The 25,671-nt window shown below is 47.7% G+C and carries 23 protein-coding genes; 14 read left to right on the top strand and 9 right to left on the bottom strand.

What is annotated here, in order from left to right:
* Positions 1-241 precede the first annotated feature (241 nt).
* From GA520_RS01705 to GA520_RS01745, 9 genes are all read left to right on the top strand, one after another.
* Positions 242-1,393 carry an ABC transporter substrate-binding protein gene (locus GA520_RS01705; RefSeq protein ID WP_163340312.1) on the top strand — a complete coding sequence of 384 codons (1,152 nt, stop codon included), beginning with the start codon at positions 242-244 and terminating at the stop codon, positions 1,391-1,393.
* Entirely contained in the window at positions 1,386-3,872 is a 2,487-nt protein-coding gene (locus GA520_RS01710) for a cache domain-containing protein (RefSeq protein WP_163340311.1), read from the top strand. The genes GA520_RS01705 and GA520_RS01710 overlap by 8 nt, the downstream gene beginning before the upstream one ends.
* The gene (locus GA520_RS01715) at positions 3,872-4,549 is read left to right on the top strand and encodes a response regulator transcription factor (protein WP_167528833.1); all 678 of its coding nucleotides are present in this window, start codon (positions 3,872-3,874) and stop codon (positions 4,547-4,549) included. The genes GA520_RS01710 and GA520_RS01715 overlap by 1 nt, the downstream gene beginning before the upstream one ends.
* 244 nt (positions 4,550-4,793) lie before the next feature.
* Entirely contained in the window at positions 4,794-6,656 is a 1,863-nt protein-coding gene (locus GA520_RS01720; RefSeq protein ID WP_163340310.1) for a 4Fe-4S binding protein, read from the top strand.
* Between the two features lie 2 nt (positions 6,657-6,658).
* Positions 6,659-7,276 carry a molecular chaperone gene (locus GA520_RS01725; RefSeq protein WP_163340309.1) on the top strand — a complete coding sequence of 206 codons (618 nt, stop codon included), beginning with the start codon at positions 6,659-6,661 and terminating at the stop codon, positions 7,274-7,276.
* Positions 7,277-7,389: 113 nt separating this feature from the next.
* Entirely contained in the window at positions 7,390-7,581 is a 192-nt protein-coding gene (locus tag GA520_RS01730) for a Tat pathway signal protein (RefSeq protein ID WP_163340308.1), read from the top strand.
* Positions 7,582-7,720: 139 nt separating this feature from the next.
* Positions 7,721-10,462, top strand: a complete 2,742-nt coding sequence (locus tag GA520_RS01735; RefSeq protein WP_255494456.1) for a formate dehydrogenase subunit alpha — start codon at positions 7,721-7,723, stop codon at positions 10,460-10,462.
* 14 nt (positions 10,463-10,476) lie between these two features.
* Positions 10,477-11,064, top strand: coding sequence for a formate dehydrogenase FDH3 subunit beta (gene fdh3B, locus GA520_RS01740; RefSeq protein ID WP_163340306.1), 588 nt, complete (start codon positions 10,477-10,479; stop codon positions 11,062-11,064).
* Between the two features lie 90 nt (positions 11,065-11,154).
* Positions 11,155-12,015: a formate dehydrogenase subunit gamma gene (locus tag GA520_RS01745; RefSeq protein WP_163340305.1), complete on the top strand. Its 861-nt coding sequence runs from the start codon at positions 11,155-11,157 to the stop codon at positions 12,013-12,015.
* 156 nt (positions 12,016-12,171) lie between these two features.
* Here GA520_RS01745 and GA520_RS01750 read toward each other — a convergent pair whose 3' ends face one another.
* The 3 genes from GA520_RS01750 to GA520_RS01760 are packed head-to-tail and all read right to left on the bottom strand — an operon-like array spanning position 12,172 to position 14,042.
* A complete protein-coding gene (locus tag GA520_RS01750) occupies positions 12,172-12,795 on the bottom strand; it encodes a LysE family translocator (RefSeq protein WP_163340304.1) in 624 nt (207 codons plus the stop codon).
* 14 nt (positions 12,796-12,809) lie between these two features.
* Positions 12,810-13,712: a PhzF family isomerase gene (locus GA520_RS01755; RefSeq protein ID WP_163340303.1), complete on the bottom strand. Its 903-nt coding sequence runs from the start codon at positions 13,710-13,712 to the stop codon at positions 12,810-12,812.
* A 27-nt stretch (positions 13,713-13,739) separates the two neighbouring features.
* Positions 13,740-14,042: a hypothetical protein gene (locus GA520_RS01760; protein WP_163340302.1), complete on the bottom strand. Its 303-nt coding sequence runs from the start codon at positions 14,040-14,042 to the stop codon at positions 13,740-13,742.
* 394 nt (positions 14,043-14,436) lie between these two features.
* Here GA520_RS01760 and GA520_RS01765 point away from each other — a divergent pair, with 394 nt between their 5' ends.
* Complete coding sequence (locus tag GA520_RS01765; RefSeq protein ID WP_163340301.1) at positions 14,437-16,470, top strand: methyl-accepting chemotaxis protein; 2,034 nt, start codon at positions 14,437-14,439, stop codon at positions 16,468-16,470.
* 328 nt (positions 16,471-16,798) lie between these two features.
* Positions 16,799-17,470, top strand: a complete 672-nt coding sequence (locus GA520_RS01770; protein ID WP_163340300.1) for an HAD family hydrolase — start codon at positions 16,799-16,801, stop codon at positions 17,468-17,470.
* A gap of 5 nt (positions 17,471-17,475) precedes the next feature.
* On the opposite strand, the gene GA520_RS01775 is transcribed toward GA520_RS01770, so the two are convergent.
* Complete coding sequence (locus tag GA520_RS01775; protein ID WP_163340299.1) at positions 17,476-18,087, bottom strand: peroxiredoxin; 612 nt, start codon at positions 18,085-18,087, stop codon at positions 17,476-17,478.
* Positions 18,088-18,097: 10 nt separating this feature from the next.
* A complete protein-coding gene (locus GA520_RS01780; RefSeq protein ID WP_163340298.1) occupies positions 18,098-18,667 on the bottom strand; it encodes a peroxiredoxin in 570 nt (189 codons plus the stop codon).
* Positions 18,668-18,994: 327 nt separating this feature from the next.
* Between GA520_RS01780 and mobB the strand changes: the two genes are divergently transcribed.
* Entirely contained in the window at positions 18,995-19,660 is a 666-nt protein-coding gene (gene mobB / locus GA520_RS01785; RefSeq protein ID WP_163340297.1) for a molybdopterin-guanine dinucleotide biosynthesis protein B, read from the top strand.
* 97 nt (positions 19,661-19,757) lie between these two features.
* Here the strand turns inward: mobB and GA520_RS01790 are convergent, their stop codons facing one another.
* Positions 19,758-22,112, bottom strand: a complete 2,355-nt coding sequence (locus GA520_RS01790; RefSeq protein WP_163340296.1) for a mechanosensitive ion channel domain-containing protein — start codon at positions 22,110-22,112, stop codon at positions 19,758-19,760.
* Positions 22,113-22,223: 111 nt separating this feature from the next.
* Positions 22,224-23,501, bottom strand: a complete 1,278-nt coding sequence (gene serS / locus GA520_RS01795; RefSeq protein WP_163340328.1) for a serine--tRNA ligase — start codon at positions 23,499-23,501, stop codon at positions 22,224-22,226.
* A gap of 102 nt (positions 23,502-23,603) precedes the next feature.
* Here serS and GA520_RS01800 point away from each other — a divergent pair, with 102 nt between their 5' ends.
* Both GA520_RS01800 and GA520_RS01805 read left to right on the top strand, forming a co-directional pair.
* Positions 23,604-24,491, top strand: coding sequence for a twin-arginine translocase subunit TatC (locus tag GA520_RS01800; protein WP_240910256.1), 888 nt, complete (start codon positions 23,604-23,606; stop codon positions 24,489-24,491).
* A 10-nt stretch (positions 24,492-24,501) separates the two neighbouring features.
* Positions 24,502-24,840, top strand: coding sequence for a septum formation initiator family protein (locus tag GA520_RS01805; RefSeq protein WP_163340295.1), 339 nt, complete (start codon positions 24,502-24,504; stop codon positions 24,838-24,840).
* Positions 24,841-24,915: 75 nt separating this feature from the next.
* Here the strand turns inward: GA520_RS01805 and GA520_RS01810 are convergent, their stop codons facing one another.
* Together GA520_RS01810 and GA520_RS01815 are read right to left on the bottom strand one after the other, a co-directional pair.
* The gene (locus GA520_RS01810; protein WP_163340294.1) at positions 24,916-25,134 is read right to left on the bottom strand and encodes a zinc ribbon domain-containing protein; all 219 of its coding nucleotides are present in this window, start codon (positions 25,132-25,134) and stop codon (positions 24,916-24,918) included.
* Positions 25,135-25,258: 124 nt separating this feature from the next.
* Entirely contained in the window at positions 25,259-25,630 is a 372-nt protein-coding gene (locus GA520_RS01815) for a DNA-binding transcriptional regulator (protein ID WP_163340293.1), read from the bottom strand.
* Positions 25,631-25,671 lie beyond the last annotated feature (41 nt).

The following is a 25,671-nucleotide window of genomic DNA, read 5'->3' on the forward strand; positions in this document are numbered from 1 at the left end:
CGACATTTCTTCAAAAAAGAATACACAGTATACCAGTGGTCCAGGATTTCAATACCAAAAGCGAACCTTAGCAGTACTAAGGGGGCCCTGCAGGAAAAGAGCGATTGTATATTTTGGCGGGCGGCCTGTCTTGAATAACTTGCATTCCCTGCATAATTTCACTACCTTTGTTTTTCTGATCGAAGGTTACCGGCTAAGGGATGCCGGGGTGTCATCGGTTTTATTTACCACGGGGTGTCCCATGAGAAGCGGTCGACTGGTTCTATATCTATTCCTTATTTTCTGCCTGCACTTACCAGCTGAACTGCTGGCTGGAGCAAACATTATCAATCAACCGATTGTGCTTGGCCAATCCTGTGCCCTGACCGGACCTGCAAAAAATCTTGGTATAGAATTCCGCGGTGGTATGCTTGCGGCTATATCCAAGGTAAATGATGAGGGAGGGATCCATGGCAGGGAGATCAGGCTTATAACTGAGGACGACGGCTACGAGCCGGATCGTGCTATCCGTAATACCTACAAGCTTATCAAGGAAGATCGGGTGTTCATGCTTGCCGGTCAGGTAGGAACCCCTACTGCCAAGGCTGTTATTCCGCTCACGGAGAGCAGCAAGGTTCCATTTTTTGCCCCCTTTACCGGTGCTGAACTTCTCCGGAGCCCTTTCAGAAAATATGTTATCAATCTGCGGGCCAGTTATTCCCAGGAGATGGAGCACCTGGCCAAGTACCTCATAGAGAAGAAAAAATTAAAGCGTATCGCCTGTTTTTACCAGAACGACAGTTACGGCTTTGATGGGCTGCGTGGTATTGAAGAGGCCTTAAAGAGACGGGGCATGGAGCTGGTTTCCAAGGGGAGTTACGAACGTAATACGGTGGCGGTCATGGGTGGCTTGCAGGAGATCTTCCAGTCGGAGCCGGAGGCCGTGGTGCTGGTGGGTGCCTATTCTGCCTGTGCAGAATTTATCAAGTTAAGTAAAAACATGGGAGGCAGCGACCTGATCTTCTGCAATATCTCCTTTGTGGGTACAGAAAGCCTGCGGGATGCTTTAGGCGGGTATGGTGCCAATGTTATTATTTCTCAGGTCGTACCGTTACCCACCGATACCAATATTCCGCTTATTCGGGAGTACCAGCGGGCGATGGGGGCCTATCAGCATGACGTCCCGTTAAGTTTTACTTCGCTGGAGGGGTATATCGGTGGCAAACTGTTCGCCTCAATAGCGAGGGCTGTTCCCGGTGTGCTCAGCAGGGATGCGTTTATTGAGGCAATGCAGCAGGTTGGAAGGTTTGATCTTGGCGGTGTGGTGCTGCAGTTCGGGCCAAACGATCACCAGGGGATGGATGTGATTCACCTGACGAGAATTTATCCGGAGATTAAGGAACTGTATGACTGATCGATCGACTCCGGAAGAGGCAGCAGGTCAAAAAGGCTATCAAGTGCGTGGCCGGAAGGTGGGGAAACGGAAGGTCAGCCTCTCTTCGGCCCCTTTCTACGCCTCAATCCTGGTCATATTCGGGTTGACCCTTTTTGTTGGTATTTTCTGGATGGTAAACGAATACCAAGCCTATCAGGAATCCATCGAAAATATCCGCTCGAATTATAATGCCCGGTATAAAGAACGGGTAAAAGAAGAATATGACAAGGTGGTAAGCTTTGTCGAATATAAAAGATCCCAGACCGATCAGCATATCGAGGATGAGATCCGTGATAAGGTGCAGACCGCCTATACGGTAGCGTCCCACATGTATTCCATGTACAAGGACGAAAAGACCATCGAGGAGCTGGAATCAATGGTTGCAGAAATTCTGCGGCCTATCCGCTGGAACAATGGGCGTGGTTATTATTTTGCCGGTTCCATGGCGGATGGTACCATCGATCTTTTTGCTGATGAACCATGGTTTGAAGGAAAAGACAGGCGGGCCGTCAAGGAAATCCACACCACCGATGTCCTGGGTGATATAATTTATATGGTCCGGGAGAAAGGGGCGGGGATATACCACTATGACCTGAAGAAGCCGCAATTTGTCAAGAAGGTGTACCCGAAGGTTGCCTTTGTGAAATATTTTGAGCCGTTCGATTGGTTTATTGGTGCCGGTATTTATACAGAAGAACTGGAAAAACAACTGAAGAACGAAATTCTTTCCCGTATCCAGTCCATGTATTTTGGCAAGGATGGGGAGGTGTTTGGCTTTCGTGACGACGGTACGATCATCTGTAATCGCGACGTTTTGTTAATTGGTCGTTCGGTAATGAACTTAATGGATGACAACAATGCACCGTATGGCAGGGAGATGCTGGAGACAGCAATGTTTTCAATACCTGGTGGATTTATTCGTTATGCTGTTCGACCGGAACATGAGGAAAACGGCAATCAGCGTTTGAGTTACGTGCAGCAGTATCGTGACTGGGGATGGGTTTTCGGGACCTCTATGTCCATGGCGGAAATGGAAAGGGCTATTGCCTTTGAGACCCAATCCTATCGGGATATTGCTTTTAAAAATGTTTTTATTTTCATCGCCTTGTTTATCGTGGCGGTGTCCCTGTTGTTGTTCATTTCCTATTTTTATTCATTGAAGATTAAAGAGGGAATTAACCTGTTTACCGATTTTTTCAGGCAGGCCACCGATTCTAATGTGCAGATAGGGGATATGGATCTTGCCTTTGCTGAATTTGAGGATTTGCGCAGGCTGGCCAACCGGATGGTCGATGATCGCATCCAGAAGGAAATTCTGCTCCGGCGTGATGAGGTTCGTCTGGATACCCTGCTCCATCTCGGCATGATGGATAAACAGACGCTGCAGGATAAGTATAATTTTGTGCTTCAGCGGGTAGTACAGATCACACGCTCGGCCCAAGGCTATCTGGCTCTTGTCAACACGACCCAGACCCATGTCTCGATCTGCTCCCTGGTGATCGAGGATAATGAACAGGCTGACTATGTCTGTAATCCTCCTGAGGTATCACGAAAAATTTCAGAGGCCGGATTTATCGGCGCTGCTGTCATTAATCGCTCTGAGGTTATCTGCAATGCTTATAGGGGTGAAGAGAGTTACCCATATAAAGGCAAGGTTTCACACCATTTCGACGTGCCTGTTCTCGACGATGGGAAGATTGTTATGGTTGTCGGTGTCTGTAATAATGGTGACGAGTACGATAATTCAGATGTGCGGCAGGTGAAAATGCTGGCGGAAGGCATGTGGCTCCACGTGCTGAAAACCTGCGCCGAAAAAGAGATGGCGCGCCTGGAGCGACAGATTATCGCGGTGAGCGAGGAAGAACGCTCAAATATCGGGCGGGACCTGCACGATAATCTCGGTTCCCATTTAACCGGCGTCGAATTGCTCAGCAAGGTGCTCCAACAGAAACTGGAACAGGACGACCCGGATAAAGCGCAGCAATTGGCGACCATTCGTGATCTGATCCGGGATGCCATTGAAAAAACCCGCAGGCTGGCCCAGGGACTCTACCCTGCCCATGTGATCGAGCATGGTTTGGAAGCGGCTATTGAAGAGCTGGTGAACGAGGCTGAAAACCTATTCCGTGTCCAGTGTACGTACTCATTTGAAGGGGATCGGGAGTGGGTCGATAATGCAGTTGCCACCCATGTGTATTATATTACTCGTGAGGCGGTCTTCAATGCTGCACGGCATGGCCGTCCGGACAATATAGGGATCTTCATGCGCACCGACCCGCGTAACTTTGCAGTGCGGATTGTTGATGACGGCAGCGGCTTTGATGACAATACCATCCGCAAGGGGCTAGGTTGCCACACTATGCAGTACCGGGCCAAGGCGATCGGAGCGGATCTGACCATCAGTTCTGAAATCAATGGCGGAACCATTGTTTCCATATCCGGAGAGGTACACACCTGATGTCGAAAATTTTGATTGTTGATGACCACCCGATCTTTACCATGGGCATGTCGGAACTGGTGAACCAGGAAACGGATTTCACCGTCTGTGCGGTGGCCGAGGATATCGCCGGGGCACGTGAGGCACTCAGGACGTATCTGCCTGATATGGCGATCATTGATATAACCCTGGCTAGGGATAATGGCCTCGATCTGGTGAAGGAAATAGCTTCCGGATCCCGGCCAATCCCGGTGCTTGTTCTCTCTATGCATGATGAGGCGGTCTGGGCGGAACGGGCTTTGCGGGCAGGGGCCAAAGGCTACATCATGAAAAAAGAGGCGTCGGAATCGGTAATCACCGCGCTAAGAGATATAGCCAGGGGCAAGATCCATGTAAGCGGTAACATGATGTCGCTCCTGCTTGGCAAACTTCATATGAACTCCGCATCGTCCCAGGGGGCGCCAACCGAGGAAATCCTGACCGACCGGGAGCTTGAAGTATTCCGCCAGATCGGTGCGGGCCTTTCAACACGTGAGATAGCCTCCCGCATGAATCTTGGGGTGAAAACCATCGGCACGTATCGTGACAGGATTAAACAGAAACTCTGCATCAAGACGGCGGCCGAACTAACCCGTCGTGCCGTTCTCTGGACGGAAAAATCGTCCAGCGGCAATATCAACCCTACCGATGTAGGTTAATCACCTACAAAAAACTCCATAGAGTCCTTACCTAAGAAAAGGGACTGACCTGATTTATAGTTCCATCGAACTCTTCTATACTGCCACCAATTCATAAAGGTTTTATGGATTGATCTGTGCCCTGTGACGGTACGGGTTCCGGATTATGCGACCGGGATTTCCTGCTTTTCGTTGGTGTTACCCGGGAACAAGAAAATATGCTGTACTTATGTACAGCTACAAAGAGTCTATGGTTGCGCAATATATGAGTGGAAAGTTTTCAGCCTGTCTTCTTATCCAGAGTAGTGATGGTACCCCTGAGTTTTCCGAAAAGGACTTAAATCTTCAACCTGGGCGACGCATGATAACCGGTGAGGAGGATGTACTGCTTGCCGGAGGTTTTTCTACACTTTTCCCGGAAACCGGGTTTCCACTGTCTCCCACACTTCAGTTAAATAAGGATTTTGGCGACTTAAGCCATGATGAACTGGAGCAGGTTGCCCTGGCAGAATTGGAGCGAGTCAACACTGCGACGTACAGAAGTTATCTGGTGGAGCCGGATAACAGGCTCTGTGTCATCGGCAATGACAGTGAAAAACTCGAAAGTTTTGTTGATGATTTCGGAGGAGTACTGGAAATAGAGCCGATCCTCTTGAAAGGGAGCCACCCGGAAATCGTGACGGCAGTTGAGTTGGAGGTAAGCCACCTAAATGCAGAATACCAGGTCCGTTTGTCCGTTCAAAGCCCGATTAATATAGAGCGCTGTACCTATTGTGGTGATTGTGGTTCTGCCTGTCCGGAAGATTGTCTCGATGAACAGTTACATATTAATTACTCAGTCTGTACATCCTGCAAGGAGTGTGAAAAGGCCTGCGTGCATGATGCCATTGACATTCACGGTGTCGAAGAACGTGTGCTGAAAGTTCCCGCCCTGCTCCTTATGGATGGTGTGAAGCTGAACTTTGAAGGCGACAAGAGCAGCATGTATACGGAGGATGGGATTCGTGATTTCCTGTCCAACCAGTTCTCTTACCAGGTCGATGAGGTTATCACCTGTTCTGAAAGTATCTGTCAGTATAGCGCAAAACTCGGTCACGGCTGCAGTTCCTGTACCGACGTTTGTAAATATGGTGCTATTAGCCGGGACAACAACGGGATAAAGATCGACCCGGTCAAATGTGAGGAGTGCGGGGGGTGTATCGGCGCTTGCCCTACGGGTGCTATTCAATACGAAAGATTCAGTGACGGAGCCTTCATTTCCTATCTCCAATCCCTGGACATAAAACCCGGAACGACTTTGGTGATGGGCAGTGAGGCCATGCTGCATAAGCTCTGGTGGAGAAACAGCACTGCTAAAGCTGAGAACACTTTTTTCCTCGAATATAACCGGGTCAGCGGTCTTTCATTTTTTCACCTGCTGTATCTTTTCGCTCGTGGATTTGGTCGGGTCATCTTGTTAACACAAGAGGGTGAAACGGAATCTGATGAAAGTCTGCGCCGCCAGACAGCCATGGCTGCTTCCCTGCTGAACACCTACTTTGAGGTCGAAAACCGGATTGTTGTAGCCTCCCCAAGGGAGTTCATCATCCAGATGAACAATCATGAGGAGCCTCTGCTCCCTGATGCGATCAAACTGGATGATACGGCAAACAGGAGGCAGAACCTGGCACATCTCCTGGAAATCTTCTCTGCCAGAACCGGGCGTCAGGCAAGAATAAAAGAAAACCGGAGTCTGCCTTTTGCAACAATCAGTTGCGATGGTGATAAGTGCACCCAGTGTTACGCCTGTCTCAACGACTGTCGTATTGAAGCCTTACATACAGACGAAGAAAAACTCTCCCTGCGTTATAACTCCAGTCTTTGTGTTGGTTGTGCCATCTGTGTCCGTGTCTGTCCTGAAAATGCCCTGAAGATTATTTCAGGTGCCACCATTGATAAACAATTTTTTGATGATGTGACCATGGCAGAGGCGGAGCCGATGCGCTGCAAGGAGTGCGGCAAGGTGTTTGGAACCAGGAAGAGTTACCAGCGGGTTATGGAGATACTCTCCAAAAAGGAGAGTGTTGATACCTCTCACTTTGAATATTGCGACACCTGTCGGGTCGTTAAACTTTTTGAAGATGCATAATTATGAATGAAACATATGACAGAGAGTTAATCCTGGTCCGGCTTCGGCTGGTTGACCTTATCAAGTCCTTTTTCCAGTCGCAGCCGGATGCTGAAAAAATGAGCCGCTGGCGGGGCATGTTCTCTGCCCTCTCAAAAGAACAGATTAACCCGTTGTTTGATACGGCTGTTCGGGAGTTTTCAGCACTGCTCAAGCAGAAGAACCTGGCTGACCTTGAAAAGGAATACTATGACCTGTTTATCGACCCATTCAGTGAGTGCCAGGTAAACACCATGGCCTCCTGGTATCTCGATGGGCGCAGTTTTGGCCAGACCCTTGTCTCCCTGCGAGGATTTCTGGGGGAGGCCGGCCTTGAACGGATGGAGGGGGTTGTGGACTCTGAAGATTCTCTGGTCATGATGCTTGATATCTTTGCCAGCCTTATCGAGGAGGAGAAGAAGACCGACAGCGATGCGTCCCGGAACTTCCAGGTACGGTTGCTCACCGAGTATCTGGAGCCGTTCAGCAAGATGTTCAGTGAAGCGGTGGAGAAAAACGAGACGGCGGAATTTTACATAACCTGTTGCAAATTGTTACGCGGTTACCTGGACCTGGAGAAGGGCCTGGTGACTGTTTCATAAATTGTTAAACATCCCTGTTTTACAGGAAGACAGGGGGAATCATCAACCAATCCTGAAAGTGCCGAGTCGGAGGAGAACGGTTTTCGGACGGCACGCATAACTAGGAGGGAAAAATGGAGCAGGAAAAGGACAAGAGACGTTCATTCCTCAAGCACATCCTGGCTGGAAGTGTGGTGGTGGCTGGTGCTGCCGCGGCAGTAAAACCGGCACAGGCGAGAGAGGGGAAAATGCCGAAAGGCGCGGATGACATCCTTTACTACGAGAGTGAAGATTTCAAGAAGTATTACAAGTCGCTGAAATCGTAGTGATGAGTGTGGAATTTGTTGCAGTCAAACCATGTGGAAGACTGCATTCACGGGTATTACTCAATAAGGAGAACGAGAAATGGCCAGAAGTAAGATAAGGAAATCCTCTGCCGGCAGCCTGGTCTCTGCCGGTCGCAGGATGACCCTGAATCCAAAGGTTGCCCGTAGATCTTTTTTAAAGATCTCAGCGGCAACAGCTGCCCTGACTGGTGCGGCGATGACCACGAAACTGACTGGTAAAGCCAATGCGGCTTCCGGTAAGACTGGTCCCTACAGCGGTTCTGAAACTGTACGAACCATTTGCACCTACTGTTCCGTCGGCTGTGGTATCGAGGCTGAGGTACACAACGGTGTATGGGTACGTCAGGAGATCGCTTCAGATCATCCTGTATCAAGGGGTGCACACTGTTGTAAGGGCGCCGGTGCCATCGATATGGTAACGAGCCCAAAACGATTGAAGAACCCGATGAAAAAGGTCAACGGTAAGTGGACCAATATCACCTGGGATCAGGCAATTGGCGAAATCGGTGACAAGCTGCTCAAGATCCGCGAAGCGGATGGTCCCGATGCCCTCCATTTTAATGGTAGTGCCAAGGTCTCAACTGAGATGGCCTACCTGCACAGGAAGTTTGCTGCATTCTGGGGGACGAATAACGTCGACCACCAGGCCCGTATCTGACACTCCGCAACGGTGGCAGGTGTCGCCAATACTTGGGGTTACGGAGCAATGACAAACAGCCTGAACGATATGAGACATGCAAAGAGTTTCATATTCATCGGCTCAAATCCAACAGAAGCACATCCGGTTTCCATGCAGCATATCCTGCATGCGAAGGAAAAGAATAACGCACCGATCATCGTGGTTGATCCCCGCCGGACAAAACTCGCTGCAAAAGGTACCGAATATTGCCGCATTCGTCCGGGTACCGATGCCGCGTTCATGCTCGGCCTGATCAATGTTGTGATCTCGAATGGCTGGGAAGATAAGGAATTTATTCGAACCCGTGTTGCAGGTTACGAGGAATTAAAAGAAGTCGTTAAGAGCTACACGCCTGAAGAGGTAGAGGATATCACCGGTATTCCTGCAGAGCAGACGGTACGTGTGGCAAAGACCATGGCCGAGAATCGCCCCACCAGTCTTACCTGGTGTATGGGTGGTACCCAGCATTCAATCGGTTCGTCCATAACCCGTTCCTTCTGTCTGCTGCAGCTGGTACTTGGTAACATGGGTAAATCCGGTGGTGGTACCAACATCTTCCGTGGCCATGACAATGTCCAGGGATCCACCGATATGTGTATCCTCTCTCACAGTCTGCCTGGTTACTACGGTTTGAGCGAGGGAGCGTGGAAGCATTGGTGCCGTGTCTGGGATGTGGACTTCGATTATATCGTTTCCCGTTTCAAGGACCAGAGCTGGATGCACAAGCCAGGTTTCACCTTGTCACGCTGGTATGACGGTGTCCTGAATGATGGTGACAAGATTCATCAGGATACGCCAATCAAAGCCATGATCCAGTGGGGTTGCGGTGCAAACTCCAACTCACAGTACCATCGGGTAAAAAAGGCTTATGACAAGCTTGATCTGCTGGTGGTTGTCGATTGTTTTCCGACAATGGCCGCTGCTGCCTGTGATACCGACAATATCTATCTGTTACCGAGTTCCAGCCAGTACGAGACCTCGGGCAGTGTGACCTCAACCTCCCGTCAGATCCAGTGGCGACATAAGGTTGTTGATCCGGTACATAACAGCCGTGACGATTATCAGGTCATGGAGTTGCTTGTTAAAAAACTCGGTTTTGCCGATCAGTTCTACAAGCGTATCAAGCAAAATCCTGAAGATATCACCCGTGAACTCGGTTCCGGCTGTCTGACAATCGGTTACAATGGTCAGACCCCAGAGCGTATCAAGAAGCATGTTGAAAACTGGCATACTTTTGATATTGATACGCTGCAGGCTAAAGGCGGTGCCTGTGACGGTGAATACTTCGGTATGCCTTGGCCTTGTTGGACCGACGAACATCCGGGTACCCCGATTCTTTACGATATTTCCAAGCCGGTTGCTGAAGGTGGGCTGCCGTTCAGGAACCGGTTCGGTCTCGAAAAAACCTACGACTCCAGTGGTCGTAAAGAAGACCAGCTTGCTGCCAAGGGCGTTTGTAACCCAGGTAGTGAGGTCGATGGCGGTTATCCTGAGTTCAAGGAGGTTGTTCCGGGAACCAACTGGAAAACCGATCTCTCCCAGAAAACCCTTAAAGATGCCATTGCCCGTGGTATGGCCCCGTTTGGAAATGCCCGTGCACGCTGTGTTGTATGGAACTTTCCGGATCAGGTGCCCATCCATCGTGAGCCGTTGCATTCCCCGCGTCCCGATCTGATCAAGCGCTATCCGACCTATAAGGATAAGACAAATCACTATCGCATCGATACCCGGTTCGAGAGTGAGCAGAATCCGGATCTGGTCAAGGAATTCCCATACGTTGTTACCACCGGTCGAATGGTCGAGCATATGGGTGCCGGCGCGGAGACCCGATCCAATCAGTATCTGGCCGAACTTCAGCCGGAGATGTATGCGGAAATCAACCCGAGTCTTGCCAATGATCTCGGAATTCGGGATGGTGCGATGATGTATGTCGAGTCACCTGAAGGCGGAAAGATCAAAGTCAAGGCGTACCATACGGAACGGGTGGATAAGAAGACCATATTCCTGCCGTACCACTTTGCTGGTATCCTGATGGGTGAAAACCTCATAGACAGGTATCCTGAAGGACACGCACCGTTTGTTGTTGGTGAGTCGGGCAACGTGGTTACTAACTATGGCTATGATATTATCACACAGATCCAGGCCACCAAGGACGGTCTGTGTAAAGTCACCAAGGCCTGATTGGGAGGAATGACATGGCAAGAGTAAAATTCTTATGCGATACAGAACGCTGTATCGACTGTAGTGGGTGTGTTGTCGCCTGTAAAGAAGGGAATCATATCCCGGTAGGTGTTAACCGCCGCCGTGTGATCACCCTCGATTCGGGCAAGCCCGGGGAGAAGTCAATATCCGTTTCCTGTATGCACTGTGCCGATGCGCCGTGTATCGCAGTGTGTCCCGTTGATGCAATTTATCAGCGTGATGACGGTATTGTACTGGTCAGCAAGAAAACCTGTATCGGTTGCGGTTACTGTTTCATGGCCTGTCCGTTCGGTGCTCCGCAGTTTCCGAAAGGGAACGTATTCGGGGCACGCGGTGCCATGGATAAGTGTACCTTTTGTGCCGGTGGTCCAGAAGAGACTTTCTCTGCTGAGGAGAAACATCTTTATGGGCAAAACCGAATTGCCGAGGGCAAGGTGCCGCTCTGCTCCGGAATGTGTGCCACCAAGGCGCTGCTTGCCGGTGATGCAGACGTGGTTGCCGATGTATACCGTGAGCGTGTTTTCCAGCGTGGTTCAGGTGTGAATGCCTGGGGCTGGGATAAGGCCTATAAGAAAAAGTAGCTCCTGGAACAGGGGAGAAGTTACTTAATCACTGCCCGTTCTCCGAGGTGGGGGGCGGGCGGTCAATTTACCTTGTGAAAGGAGCAGACCATGCAGAGACGTATCGCGTCATTATTTCTGCTCGGTATTGTGATAGCAGCGGGTGTGACAGGAAGTGCAATGGCCATGGACGGTTTCATGGTGACGTCATCCGCCGATTATTATAAAGAGTTGATTACAACGGTGACCGGAGACTGGCAGCAGTATGGAGAACTTTTTACGGTTCTCCAGGGACAGTGGTTCTGGAAGATTTTCCTGGTGGTGATTACGGCAGTGCCTGCAGTTTTTCTGGTGCACTACCTGATCATTGGTGCCAAGCATTTTGATCATGACGGCGAGCAGATATATTTCTTTTCGCTCTATAACCGTATTGTTCATTTTGTAGCGGCGGTATCCTTTTCCCTCCTGGTTATTACCGGTCTGCTGATAATCTTCGGCGCGTTTTTCGGTGGTGGAACCTTGATCCGTACCGCACGGTATGTGCATCTATGCTCAGCCATCGTTTTTGTGGTTCCGGGTTTTCTGATGCTGCTGATGTGGTTCGTGAAGATGCTGCCTCAATTGCACGATATTCACTGGATGTTTATCCTCGGTGGATATCTGAGCAAGAAGAAAAAACCGGTACCCGCTGATAAATTTAATGCCGGGCAGAAAATGTATTTTTGGTTCGCCACTGTCGGTGGCGGTGTTATGGCTTATACGGGGTATGTGATCTGGGGATTCGGAGCCGATCTCGATACGGTGAGAATCTACACCATGATTCATAATATTTTAGGTGTCGGCATTGTCGCCTTCTACCTGACCCATTGCTACATGTCGGTCTTTGCCATTGCAGGATCACTTGAGAGCATAAAAACGGGGTATAAACCAAAAGATGAGGTGGATATATTGCACAGTCGTTATAAATATTAATGATGACCGAGTATCCTCTTGTTTTAGTAAGTAAAAGCATGTTTCCATACAGGAAACATGCTTTTTTTTTGGTAAATCAGTAGATTTGGCTGGTAAGAAAATCGGTCACCTGTGCGGCTTCCTTCAGTCTACGACTCTGCTTTAAGACGACAGATGCTATTTGTTACTTAATGCAAGCCCTGCACCTGCACCGATGAATGTCACACCGATAGCTTTTTTAATCTTCGTGTGGATGTGGGCCTGAGAAAAGAGGATAACGATTTTTTGACCGCATATTGCATAGATCATGAAACAGATAAAGGCTATCAAGGAGCAGATGCCCAGCAGGGTGATGCATTGGTTCAGGTAGGCGGATTGTGGATTAATAAACTGTGGGAATATAGCAGTAAAGAAAACGATAGCTTTGGGATTGCCTGCAGTGACAATAGCTGCCTGCATGAACATCCGGCGGAGTGAACAGGTCTGCCTGTTGGCTTTTTCCTTGATTGAAAATGAGTCGGTGGAGAGAAAAAAGGTTATACCGATATATACCAGATAGCAAGCACCGGCCCATTTAATAATTTGAAAGACTGTTTCGGAAGCAATCAATATGGTTCCCAGGCCGGCAATAGATACGGATGCCTGCACCAGCGTGACGGTCACATTGCCAAGGGCGGAGGCGATTGTTTTCCTGGCACCGTACTGCATGCCGTGGGTCAGGGCAAGCAGCATACTTGGACCGGGGATAATAGATGCGACAAAAACAGTAATTGAGTAAATGAGGATGAAGTGAAGTGACATGAATGTATCCGGGGTTAGAGATCAATTGAGGTCTTGAAAACGGTAACGGCTTCTCCTGCAATTTTCACAAGTTTTGTCTTGTGGTTTTCTATTTCGACTAAGACTTCTACAGTACCCTCCCGGCCGATGGCTTCCCCTTGTTTTCCGTGAAAGGAAAAAGTGTCGACATGAGTATCAACGAGATTGTTGTGTACGAGATACCCACCTAACGGGCCATTGGCATTGCCGGTTACCGGGTCTTCATTGATACCTATTGCGGGTGCAAACATCCGACCGAAACTAAAAGTGCCAGGGACGTTCGAATCAAGAGTAAAGACAAAAAAGCCATTGCACTGTATGCGGTTGCTCAGTTGTGCAAGCTGGGTCATGTCAGGTGTCAGGCGGTTAAGTGTTTCTCTGCTCTTTATACAAATCATTACTTTAGAGTGACCGGTTGAGGCGATCTGTATGGGGCATTCGGGCGTAAGATCGTCTGGGTAGAGTCCTAGATATTGTAACATATCCTCAGTGACTTCAGGTGATAAAGGAGCCGAAATCTGAAATGGTCCCTGAGTCATCCATACCTTAATTTCATCACCTTGCCGTTGAATTTCAAAGGGCAATACTCCAACTCCGGTTTTCATTTGTACTGTATATGAGTCAAGGCTCTCTTCAACTGTTTTTGCATACATTGCTGCAATGGTGGCATGCCCACAGATGGGTACCTCAACACTGGGCGTAAAATAGCGGATTACTCCGTCACAGTCCGATCCGTCCGGCATAAAGAGAAAGGCTGTTTCAGAATTGTTGAGTTCTCTTGCAATTGTCTGCATCTGGCTGTCTGATAAACCATCGCTGTTGACAACAACACCGGCGGGGTTGCCCTTGAACCTTCTTTTTGTGAAAGCATCAATCTGGTAAAGTATGTACTTTTTCATTGAGTTTTGTAGTAACAAGTCCTGATGTTATACGGGCGGTTTGTTTTTTCTTTTGTATAATGTTCGAAAAGTTACAATTACGACAATAAGCGCCAGCAGTGCTGAAAACAGAAAAGACGTCTTCATGTCGTGCAGTCCTGTAGCAAATTCTTCAGTTCCCCGCAGATATTCAATGTTGTCGATGGTTATCGACGTCCAGGAGCCCAGGGTCAAGAGTATGTAAAGGTCTGTAAGTAAGGCCCCAGCAGCGGCAAGAGCTAAAAAAATCAAGACCCATGTTGGTATATGTAAAAGAGCCCTTAATGTTGTAAGCAGTTGTTTTATGGTCATTATAAAATGTATCAGGTCATGCTAATACGCTGAAAAAGACAATGGTACATCATATGATTAAAGTGTGCAAAAAATTACGGGTTTAAAGTGGAAGCAAGGTGTAGCAGTGTCGAACCATCTGGCTTCATAAAGTGAGTGTGCACGCATCCCGTGAAACGTGGTGCGGTGAAAAGTAATACTTTCATAAAAACTATGAAGGAACCGATAGACATAAGGTTGGAAAACGATAGTGACCAAGTGAGAAATTGAAAAAACAATTTCATTGAATAGTTACTTTCACACACTATACTTTTATAGTAAAATAACTCAATTTATAGTGTCTTCAGAGGTGACACCACAAGCAAGCAACAGGTTTGCACTCTGCCCCCAACCACCTTTAAAAGGAGTATGTTGTATGGTTACTGCATTTCGAGATATGAAGTTTACAACAATGATGTTCGTTGTTATCTCAATCATTTCAATTGCAACAATAACAGTTTTGTCAGTTGCTTCGACCAGGTCCTCTATCGAAGGTCTCTTCGATCAGGGTGAATTGGCGCTGGAGACAATCCATGAGTCAATGATGAATGCTTTAGCGGCTCTTGACAATGATATCAGAAATAAATTGAAGAGTGACCTGAACTATTTCGATTTTTTGATGAACTCAGGTTCGGCGCTTTACCTTGATTCGGGCACTGTTGATATAGGTGGCTTCAAAATGCCAGTGATGAAGAAAGGTTCGCAAGAGGTTCATTTAGACAATAATTTTGTTGATGGAATAACCAAAGAGACAGGTGCTAAAGCGACTATCTTTCAGTTGCATGACAATAAGCTTATTCGTATTTCGACATCTGTTGTTAAGCAGGATGGTAAACGTGCTGTAGGAACATTTATAGATAGCTCAAGTCCTGTCTATCAGAAGATTATGTCAGGAGGTACGTTTTTAGGGAAGGCTTTCGTGGTAGATGATTGGTACCTGACGGCTTACTCACCACTTTATAACAACGAAGAGGAGATAATTGGTGCACTCTTTGTCGGAAATTTGATGTTGAACAAAGAGGTGCGTGACCTTGTAACCAATACCAAGATGGGTCCGGGGTACTTTTATGTCTATGGCAGTAAAGGTGAGTTTCTGATTCATCCTTCGCTTGGTCCTGATACTTCTATATACAAATTGCCTGGAATTGGACCGATATTTGAAAATCTTAAAGAAGATGGATTTGTAACATATGTCTGGAAAGGTGAAGAAAAAATAGCTCATGTTGGGCGTTTTGATTCCTGGGACGTATTCGTTGGTATAGGCATGAATAAGATAGACATTATCAGTGGGTTAGATAAAAAATTAATTCAACAGGCCGCTATCATTGGCCTCGTTATGTTGTTGGTTGGTTTTGGCCTCAATTTTCTGCTCATTAGGGTGGTAAATAACAGGGTGAAGACGATTTCCGATGTTGCAGCAGAAGTTGGGGCTGGTGATTATAGGGTTAAGTTTAATGTCAAATCGAAAGACGCCCTTGGTTCCCTGTCGGATTCATTGAATGAAATGGTGGGAAGCTCAAACAGTGTATTGACAGAAATTAATCAATCGTCGGAGTCGCTTGCTGCTTCAGCAACTGAGCTTGCTTCAATCGCGGAACAACTCGTTGAGAATGCAGACCAGACAACTGCAGTTGCAGATCAATCTGCAGCTAAAGCTGATGAAGTGTCCGGCAATATGGACTCTGTTGCTGCCGCCTCCGAGCAATCCACTACAAACCTGAATATGATTGCAGCTGCCACCGAGGAGATGGGTAATACTATAAAGGAAATCGCTGAAAATAGTGCCCGAGCCAGCGAAACGACAGCTACCGCTGTAACGACCACCGAACGGTCACAGAAAGGTGTTGAAGCATTAGGCGTGGCTGCTGATTCTATTGGCAAGGTTACGGACACTATTACCGAAATTTCTGAACAGACTAACCTTTTGGCGCTGAATGCAACGATTGAGGCTGCACGAGCCGGGGATGCCGGCAAGGGATTTGCTGTTGTAGCGAATGAGATCAAAGAACTTGCGCGTGAGACTGCGAATGCTACTGGCAGCATCCGCGAGGCAATCAGTGATATTCAGAATCAAACCAAAATGACGGTTGAGGATATCAGCGGCATTGCAGTGGTTATTGCAGATGTGAATGATATAGTCCAGACCATTGTTACGGCCGTAGAAGAACAATCGATAACAACCAATGAAATTGTTCAAAATGTAACGCAGGCAACACAGGGAGTAAGTGAAATTAACGAAAGTATTGCCTCAAGCAGTCAGATGAGCGCGGACGTTTCTCAAGGTGTGGCGCAAGTAAAAGAGCGGTCTGGTTATGTTAAAGATAGTAGCTCACATGTCCAGATAGCTGCGGATGAACTTTCAAAACTCGCTGAAAACTTATCTGCGTTGGTGATGAAATTTAAAGTTTAGACGAATACGACCATTCACCAATATCCCCCAATAACGTTACACAACCCGGTCAACAGGTGAACACTCTACAGGTGTTCACCTGTTGGTTGGTAAGGAGAGGAAACATTCTCCTCTGCTCCTTTCTTATTATAGGTCGTTTGATTTTTTCGATTACCATACCGTATCAAGAGGTGTTTATGGGGTAGGGGTAATACTTGACTCAAAAAATCTGGTAGTGTACACCAAAGTAAGCCACGGTTCGTTAACTATAAAAGTGGTTATGCCAATACAGTTGCTCTATGCACTGTTCCTGAATGCGTCACGTTGAAACATAGTTACCCGCCCGATTATGAATATTCGATATAAGTGTCTCATCCTCGACCACGATGATACGGTTGTGGACAGTACCTCCTCAATCCACTATCCAGCCCATCTGGAAATTATGAAGCGGCTTCGTCCGGAGCAGACGCCTGTTTCTCTTGAGGAGTGGTTTCTGAAAAATTACAATCCTGGTATTTTTGAATACTATACGGATGAGCTTGGGTTTGACGACGAAGAGATAGAGCAGGAGTATACAATTTGGCGGGAGTTTACCCAGACGAAAATCCCAGAATTTTATGATGGGTTCATGGATATGCTTGCCGAGTACAAGGCTCGTGGTGGCATTATTACAGTGGTCTCTCATTCCGATGTGGATATCATCAGAAGTCATTACAGGCACCACTCAAACTCTACTCCTATTGAGCCAGAGATTATTTTTGGTTGGCATGTCGACAGTGAGAAACGAAAACCGAGCCCCTATCCGGTAGAATGTATTTTAGACGAATTTCAGATTACAAGTGAAGATGCACTCATTCTCGATGATCTCAAGCCAGGAGTGAAGATGGGGGGGGCAACAGGCGTTTCTGTTGCAGCGGCGGGCTGGGGGCACCAGATACCGGAAATCCGTCTCGATATGGAAGGAATATGTGATTTCTATTTTACCCGGGTGGACGAGTTTCGTACTTTTCTGCTGGGGTAGGCGGATTATGAGCCACTCATTTTTTGTAACTGCTTTACAATTTCTTCAAGAGGTGGTCTGACATTGATGTCGGAGACCTCTATATGACTGATGATACCATCCTTTTTGATGTATACCAGAGCTCTTTCAGCAACTCCGTTGGAACGTAATAAACCATAACTCTCGGCTACTTTTCCATGTGGCCAGAAATCAGAGAGGACGTCGAACCAGAGTTTGCCCATCTGGCCGGTCCAGGCATGGAGGGTGGGAATATTGTCCACCGATATTCCGAGCAGTATGGTGTTGTGTTCCTGAAACAATTTCTCTGCAATATTATAGCCGGGCCATTGATCGGAGCAGACCGGGGTCCATGCTGCGGGGATAAATGAAAGAACCACATTTGATTTACCCTCGAAATCAGAAAGAGAGATCTCACTGCCTGAAATAGAGGGTAGTTTGAAGTTCGGTGCCTTGTTCCCGGGAGCAACCTTGAGAATGCTGTCTCTGGGTTTCAGCTGGCCTGGATCATAGATGGCATCTTTCAACGGTTGAGGGGCGGCCGGTACGGCCACGGGAAAAAGCAAACAGGCGAACAACAGGACAAGTATCAGCGGTACATATGTTGTCGAGGTTTTCATTGTGCACCTCCTATTCTTTGTAGCCACTCTTCTTTAAGAGCTCAAGCAGGAATTCATCAGGATGATGAAAGCCGCCCGATTGTTTGAGCACGATTGTAAAACTGTCATCCTGCCCTTTTTTGCAACCGACAAAACCGGGAGTTCCCTTACCCCCCAGGGCGTCGTACATGGACATATCCTTGTCAGCAAAAAGAGGGAATTTGACGTCATAAGTGGTTCGGAAGTGATCAACCTCAAATTCCGAATTGTTGGCGCCTAGTCCTATAATCTTTACCGACACTCCCGACTCTGAATAATCCTGCATGGCCTGGAATAGGATGTTCACCGCAGGCGCCTCTTCCTGGCAGAACGGGCAGTACATGGAGAAGAGTTCTATGAGCAGGATGTCCGCGTCGATTTCCTTAATGGAGAAGGTTTCCCCGGGTTCCTTTTTCAGGCCCAAGTATTGCCGGTCTGTTTCACTTTGGGGAACAGTCAGGGTAAAATCCGGCAGGCTGTTGTCGGTGGATTCCGATTGGGCTGTAAACGGCAGGGAGAGCAGCAGGAATATTGCAATAGTCGATAACAAGTTGTGCTTCATGAAATCCTCCTGAACAGAAAATGCTGTAATATTGCGATATGATCAGGTGATGCGACTGGAAGTTCTGCAGCTTCAGGTTGTCCGGATGATGTCCGACAAATCTCGAAATAGCTGCATTAGGTAAATGTAACACAGAAGGGAAAGAAAGAAAGCAATGAAACTGTTTTATCTATGAAAACCAGGTATATTTTTTCAATCAACAGGTCTTCGGTTAATAGGGCTGGCTCTATCGACAATTTCTATTAAATACCGTAATGTTGAAAGAACAGACCGTTAGTGGTGAGAATGTGAATAGCAATTTGAAATCAGCTGGGAGCAGGGGTGCGAATGTCAGCAATTGTAACGTTTATCGGTTGGCACGACAGCGGTAAAACGACATTGATCAGTGAAGTAGTGGCAGAACTTAAGGAGATGGGCTACCGGGTGGCAGTCATCAAGTCAAGCAGCAGTAACGGAGTGATGTTTGACAGCCATGGCACGGATACTCAGCGATATAAGGAGGTCGGGGCGGACAGTGTACTTTTCGTCGCTCCTGATCAGATGGTGTTGCAGACCGGGAGCACTGACCTATCGCTTCGGACTTTGGCACACCGCTATTTTCCGGATGTGGATATTGTAATTGGTGAGGGTTTTAAGTCCGCGCGCAAAATTGCTAAAATAGAGGTGAGCAGGAACCCCGAGCAGATGCTCCGCAATGAGGTGCATGGAGTGATAGCCGTCGCCACCGACATTGAGGATATCGTCGGTGATTATATCTTCAGGCTCGATGAAAGCAGGGAGATCGCCCAGTTTATAGAGAAACGATTCCTGGTCGGTAAATCGGTGCGTTTCGAACAGACGGCACTACTTATCAATGGTAATAAGGTGCCGATAAAAGATTTTGTCCAGGAGGCACTGGCAGGTACCGTGCACGGTTTTGTTGCCAGTCTCAAGTTTGTTGATGACATAGAAGAGCTAGAGTTGCGCATTAAGCTCCCTAAGAAAGATACATAACGGCAAGAAACCTGACCTGATGCAAAATCCGGTCTAAAAAGATGGCAGACACAGAGGCCTGTCATCTTTTTTGAGGGTTCCATTGCTGGTGGAGGAATCAGTCAAATGCACCCGAGGGTTGTGACTTTCCCGTCTGCTGGTTTTTATTGGCCTGTTCCTCTTCGACTACCTGCTGGGCCGCAGCACCGGCCGCCTGGATAAGCTGTTCCTGTGTCGGGGCTGGTGCTCCCGGAGGAGGCGTGGGAATATCCACAATGACTTTCTTGTGGGCGTATTCGATGCCCTTGGCCCTCAGGGCCTCGGTTATCCTCCTGTATGCTTCTCTGCGGATAACAAAATGAGCTCCGGCTTTGGCCGTGAATTTCACCCTTATCGTCATGACGGAGTTGGTAATCTCACGAACGCCCTGCGACTTGACTTGCTTTATAAAGTCACCTCCGAGCTCTTCATCCTCAAGCATTGCGATACCTACTTTTTTGATAATCTTACGGATCTGGTCGATATCTGCATCATAGGGGAAATCGAGATTGAATTTAACCACGATCCCACCTCGCATGTAGTTGGTGATGGAGCCGAGTTCACTATGGGGGACTATTTGCAGCATGCCACGGTGGTGGCGGAGCATCACGTTTCTAAGGCTTATATTCTCCACGGTTCCCATGATACCTCCAGCTTCAATGTATTCTCCAACCCGGAAGGCATCATCGAGAAGGTAGAAAAAGCCAGAAAACATGTCAGCTACAAGTTTCTGGGCCCCAAAACCGACGGCGAGACCAATCACACCTGCACCGGCCAGTAGCGGCCCTATATCAACCCCCATGGATGAGAGCAGGGTCAGTGTGACCATTGTCATCAATATGGTACCTATAAAGCGCCGGAGCATGGGAAGCAAGGTGTATGACCTGCCCCTGGCTGCTGCGGATCCCCATTCGTCATCGGATTCTTCCTTGTCCGGGTCTTCTTTCGGTATCGATTCTTCAATTTTCCGTTCAATCCAGTTGCTGATAAATTTCCAGAACAGCATGGCCAGTGTCATGATAACAAGAGCATCGAAAATAACAGCGGAGAGTCGGGAAAAGACAGGAATTTGTATATTCCAGAGACTGGCAACCCAGACAATGAGTCCCAAAACCAGGAAAATCCTTGAAATGAGCAATACCCGATGATATGTCTTTCTGCCTTTGTCACGGTTGTCCAGTTCCTCTTCTGAGATCTCTTCACCCTCGTCCAGACTGTCTGAATAAATCTTCAGGGTGGCCATTGAGTACCTGACGATCCACTGCAGGGCCATATCTGCAACAATCCAGATCGGTAATATGAAAAAACTGAGCAGAAATGCTCCCCGTGTATGTTCTGTGGGGTTAATGAGGTTGGTAAACAGTAAAATCCATAGGCAACCGAGATAAAGAAGGGCTGGAATATGCCAGATTGAGGCGAACTGTTGTCTTCCCCAACTGGGTTTGTCATCACCAGCCGCAGAGGGTACAAGTATCTGCTCTTTCACTTTGTTTTTGAGGAGGAGTATCAGGCCGGCAGAAATCAGCAGTAAAAGGGAGGCGATAAAAAGTTGAAGCAGTGTGACGGTTTCCGGCATTGCTCCTAGTTTCTTGCTGACGACGATAAACATCAGGCCGATAACCGCATATCCGGCTGTCCATGTGACCAGTCTGTGAATGGTACCGGCAATATGACATTCCATGGGCATTATCCTGAGCGTCGGGCTACGGGGGCTAAACAGGATGCGTGAAAAAATAGTGATAGCCCGAATCAAAGTTACACTGATGAGGGTAGCCAGGAAAACGATCCTGAGATAGGCAATATCTGTCCAGATAAAAAACATATAACAGAAGTAGGCAGCGGCGAAAAACAAGAACAAACCTATAATTGATGGAAGTTCAAGGACCAACGAAGCGGTGATTTTTTCAAAATTATGTATTGGCGTAAATATGTTTCCAAGAGATTCAGCTTTTACAAATTTTGGAAGAATAATTTTCCTGGCACTCTTCTCAATAAACAATCCGATGAGTATAAAAAAAAGTATACCGGCCAGGTTGCCTATGGCACCCTTAATTGTCTGGTGAGGGCAAAGCCTGACAAAAATTGTGTAAATATCAGGCAATACGTTTGGTATCTTTTCAAACAGCGCTTGGGTCTGGTCGTCACTGCTGGTCGATACATGTTCAAGCCCATCAAGCATCTCTTGAAGAACACCGTCGGGACCGGCAGATTTCACAGTAGTGTTTGTATTATTCAGGGCATCTTTTTGTAACTCCTCAATGAGCAGGCTGCGTACCTGTTCGTCGCTGAGTCCGGCCATCATGGAATTGACATCGGCCTTTACTTTGGGTGATAAGGCAGGTTGTTCTGCAGTGCCTATAAATGGTGTGAGGCAGAGAAAAAGTAAAGCGATAATGATCGTAACGGGATGGCGCAGTCCATGAAATTTGCTCATTGGCGGGGAACTCCTTGGCCTGTGATGGAAGTAGTGTTGCATTTTTTACAGATTCCACCCCCTTGGGAAGATGGAATCTGCAAAAGGCTTCTGCCCTGGTAGGTGGCAGGGCTAGAAGCGGCTTTCAAAATATGGTTTCAATACCTCCGGAAGGGCGATGGTACCGTCTTCCTGCTGGTAATTCTCAAGCAGGGCGACAATGGTCCTGCCAACGGCGAGGCCGGACCCGTTCAGGGTGTGCACCAGTTTACTTTTCTTTTGTCCTTCAGGGCGATAGCGAATAGAACCACGCCGGGCCTGAAAGTCGAGAAAGTTGGAGCAGGAGGATATTTCTCGATAGGCCTGTTGTGCCGGCAGCCATACCTCGATATCGTAGGTCTTGGTGGAAGAAAATCCAAGATCGCCGGAGCAGAGGGTCACTACACGGTAGTGGAGGCCGAGAAGTTTAAGTACTTCTTCCGCTTCACTTAGAAGTTCCTCCAGGGCCTCCATGGATTTTTCCGGGGTGGTAAATTTAACCAGTTCCACTTTCTCAAACTGGTGCTGGCGGATAAGGCCTCTTGTATCCCTGCCGTGGGAACCGGCTTCAGAACGAAAACAAGGAGTATACGCCGTATAGTTGAGCGGAAGGTCTTTTTCCTCAATTGTCTCATCACGATGGATATTGGTGATCGGCACTTCGGCTGTTGGGATAAGGTAGAGATCCCAATCGGCTATTTTAAACAGGTCTTCTTCAAACTTCGGCAGTTGGCCGGTAGCGGTCATAGATGAGGTGTTGACCATAAACGGTGGCAACATTTCGGTATAGCCATGCTTTTGTGTATGAAGATCAAGCATGAAATTAGTCAGGGCGCGGCTCAGTTTTGAGGCAAACCCTTTAAGCAGGGCAAATCGTGAGCCGGAAAGTTTTGCGGCACATTCGAAATCGAGGATGCCCAGGTTCTCACCCACTTCCCAATGTGGTTTCGGCTCAAAGGTGAATTCCGGCTTTTCGCCCCATTTGCGAATCTCAATATTGTCCGTGTCGTCCTGACCGACCGGCACGTCATCATGGCACAGGTTTGGGATTGCCATGACGATGGTGTTGAGTTTCTCCTGAATATCGGCAAGCTCTGAATCCAGCGTCTTAATTTTGGTACCGATTTCACGCATCTCAATGATCATCGGTTCCGCTTTGGCCTTGTCTTCATCTGAGCCTTGTTTGAGTATGGCAATTTCGCGGGAGGCAGTATTTCTGTTGTTCTTCAGTGCTTCCACTTCGCCAAGGATGGCCAGTCTTCTCTGGTCGATCTCATAGAAGGTATCCAGGGGGGCGGTGTCCATTCCCCGCTTCGCGCTCTTTTCCTTTACCAGCTCCAGGTTTTCCCGGATGAATCGTAATTCCAGCATAATAGTTGTTGTCGGTGAAAATTGGATGTAATAAAGCACACATTCTTACTTGTTTTTGGCTGATAATCTCAGCTGGTATGTTGACGGAACAGGTAAGTATGCATGATTCCAGATATACATGAATGTACTGTTACTATTTCCTGTTTATCATCTCTTCTTGTCGAACGCAACCTCAATCAAATTGCAATTCCCCACTGCTTCTGCTATCCTGCCAGCGTTATGTTACGGGTGCCCCCCGTTTTTCTTATTTCACTGTTCCCTTTCGGACTGACCTCGTTACCTTGCCAACCAGATATGGCCGCCCAATCATCACTTATCATTTTTATTACTGAACTGCGTAAGTCGATTCGCAGTCTCGGTTTATCGCTTATCCTGGCAACTGCAACCGTGTTCTTTCTCTCCCCGCAGATGCTGAGATATATCCAGGAGCACCTGGCTGAAAAACTCTACTTCTTTTCTGTGGCAGGGCCTTTCCTGGCTCATGTCAAGATGTCGCTCTTTGGTGCCTTGTATCTCCTGATGCCATGGATCATCTTTGTACTGTGGCGGGCTATGGCGGCACCCTTCGCCGTTTCTCGTAAGCAACTTATACTCTTCGTTTTTTTTACCTCCCTATTGTTTTATGGTGGAACTCTGTTTTGTTATTACGTTACGTTACCGTTTGGCATAAAATTCCTGCTCGGTTTTGGTTCAGAGGAGTTGAAACCTGTTATTTCCATCGGCCGTTTTGTTAATTTCGTCACCCTCTTCATACTTGCCTTCGGGGTGATATTCGAGTTGCCTATATTCATGGTCTTTCTGGCAAAGGTGGGTATTTCGTCCCGGCGATTTTTCAGCAAGCATAGGCGTTATGCAGTGCTTCTTATTGCAATTGTCGCGGCCCTACTTACGCCTACGCCCGATATTGTCAACATGTTGCTCATGGGTGGACCTCTGTACCTGCTGTATGAAGTGGGAATCCTGATTTTGTTTATTATGCGGATTGAATAGCGGTGTAACTTTGGCTAAAAAAAGAAGACCGGTACAGAAACCTTCCCCGATACAGAAGAACAGGCTGCGCAAGGTCTGTATTGCACTGACCTGTCTGGGGGTCCTCTGGGTGCTGTTCGCACCGAATCAGGGTGTTGTTTCCCTTTTGAGACAGCGCTCCGAGTTGAAGGAACTGCAAGCTGAGAAAGAAAGACTACGATTGGAGAACGAGAAATTGACAGCGGAGTTGGAACAACTCCGGAATGACCCTGAATACCTGGAAGAGATAGCCCGGAAGGATTTTGGCCTGCTTAAAAAGAATGAGAGAATCTATGATTTTTCCAAACCGGAAAAGAAAGAACAAAAATAGCGTATATCTGCTGCTACTCAACCGACATACGCTATTGCTGTTATAGACGATTCGCCCGGAATCGTATCAGGTCGCTCAGGAAAATCCGGAGCCGCCGCCACAGCCGCCTCCGTGCGGCGGTGCTATCGGCAATCCTCCTCCGGAACCTACCCGGAGGCTTCCCGCGCTCATTATTTTCTGTACCTTGGTGCTGCTGCACTTGGTACAGGCAACTTCAGTTTCTGTTGACGCTGAAGTGACAAGCGTTTCAAAAACAGTTTTACATTCAGAACATTCATATTCATAGATTGGCATTGATACGTCTCCTGCTATAAGTCCATGTAGTTATACGGTTACGCCATATATGTACACCTATTATAGATATTACTTTAATAGGTGGCAAGCCTTATTCGCGTCAAATCGCTTGCATTTTGTCGTATCAATCGAGTAATTCAGTGAATATCTCGCAATCCCTGCAGATTTTAAGCTTGTCTTTGCGGTCTGTATCCTGAGTGCATTCGCACAGGGTGCCGCAAAGGAACCAGCAGAGATGTCCGGACTGAAATTCCCAGGCAGGGCAATCTTCTTTGATGGCACATTGTTTTTTGTCCCAACACGGCGTCAGGATTTTATTGCGGTTTCGCTGATGGATGAGCAGGAAATAAATCTGCCGTTCAATATGATTGGGAATCGATCGCCAGCCCTGTTCGTAGCTGTGGATTGTCTTGAGCGACATTCCGAGTAGTTCGGCCAGTTGTTTCTGGGTTTTCCCAAGTTTTTTCCGTGAGGTCCTGAATTCAAGCTTTTCCATATACCCTATCCTACCAGTAGCGAAATCGTCTGTAGCCCGCC

It is taken from the genome of Desulfopila sp. IMCC35008 (assembly GCF_010646885.2).
Taxonomy (GTDB): Bacteria; Desulfobacterota; Desulfobulbia; order Desulfobulbales; family Desulfocapsaceae; genus Desulfopila.